The 1198-nt window shown below is 27.8% G+C and carries 2 tRNA genes and 1 rRNA gene; all 3 read left to right on the top strand.

Going from position 1 to position 1198, the window contains the following annotated elements:
• A 5S ribosomal RNA gene (rrf, locus tag ARA56_RS16230) occupies window positions 1-105 on the top strand; the annotation flags it as partial.
• A 5-nt stretch (window positions 106-110) separates the two neighbouring features.
• Window positions 111-186, top strand: a tRNA-Ala gene (locus ARA56_RS16225).
• Window positions 187-236: 50 nt separating this feature from the next.
• Window positions 237-311 (top strand) — tRNA-Glu (locus ARA56_RS16220).
• Window positions 312-1198: the final 887 nt, after the last annotated feature.

Below are 1198 nucleotides of genomic sequence, written 5' to 3'. Positions count from 1 at the left end.
GGCGTAGAGGAAACACTCCTTCCCATTCCGAACAGGAAAGTTAAGCTCTACAGCGCCAATGGTACTGCACGGGAGACTGTGTGGGAGAGTAGGACGTTGCTAGGTTATATGGGGGTATAGCTCAGTTGGGAGAGCACTTGCCTTGCACGCAAGGGGTCAAGGGTTCGACTCCCTTTACCTCCACCATAAAAAGCTATGGTATACATAGCTTTTTATTTTTCAAATAATAGACTTAAGGCCCCTTGGTCAAGCGGTCAAGACACCACCCTTTCACGGTGGTAACAGGGGTTCGATTCCCCTAGGGGTCACCATATTTAAGGTAGTAAGAAAGAAATTCTTACTACCTTTTTTGCATTTATATTAATTATGTTAATTATAAAATAAAATTATATACAATAGGAAATTAACAATATTAATAATGACATATAACAAGTAAAAATAATTAATGTTTCATATAAGAAAGTAAATAACGATATTAAAGAAGTAGCTTAGAAGTAGCTTAAAAAAATAATAAAGAAAAATATATTATTTTGAAGATAAATTTATATAAAGTAAAGAATAGTGTAAATTTAGTAATATAAATTTAAAATTAGGGCTTCGATAACCAAATAGGAAAAAGATCTGTATTTAAAGTATATTAATTTGAATAGAATTATTTAAATTAATATATAGAGTTTATATTTAACATATAGATAACTAGAGTAATAAAACTGGAAACAAACAAGAATTAGTATTAATTGTTTAGATATAAAATAGAATTTTTATTAGTAAATTATCTAATTAATATTGATGATTTAATATAAAAGTGATAGACACTCATCCAGGTGTATCAATAATTAAAAAACAAAGAAAATAATAGAAAAATAGAGAAAAATGATAATAATTTTAATAAATTAATATAAATAAATTGCAAGATAATTAATATAGATGGTATTATAAATCTCGTCGCTGAGGTCAACAGCTACAAAAACTTCAAAAAAAAGTTTGAAAAAAAGTGTTGACAGTTAAGAAACAAAGTGATAAGATAAAGAAGTCGCTTGAAGCGATACATAATATGGTCTTTGAAAATTGAACAGAATATAGTTAAAATAAATCCAGCAATTCTTTTGAGAGTTTTTAAGTGAGATTCTAAATTTTAATTTAGAAAATCGAACTTACAACGCAGTAGCGTTGTTACATTTATAAACTCAAAGTAATT

The sequence above is a fragment of the Clostridium disporicum genome (assembly GCF_001405015.1).
Taxonomy (GTDB): Bacteria; Bacillota; Clostridia; order Clostridiales; family Clostridiaceae; genus Clostridium; species Clostridium disporicum_B.
Note: the sequence above shows the minus strand (reverse complement) of the source record. Positions and strands in the feature narration are given on the sequence as shown.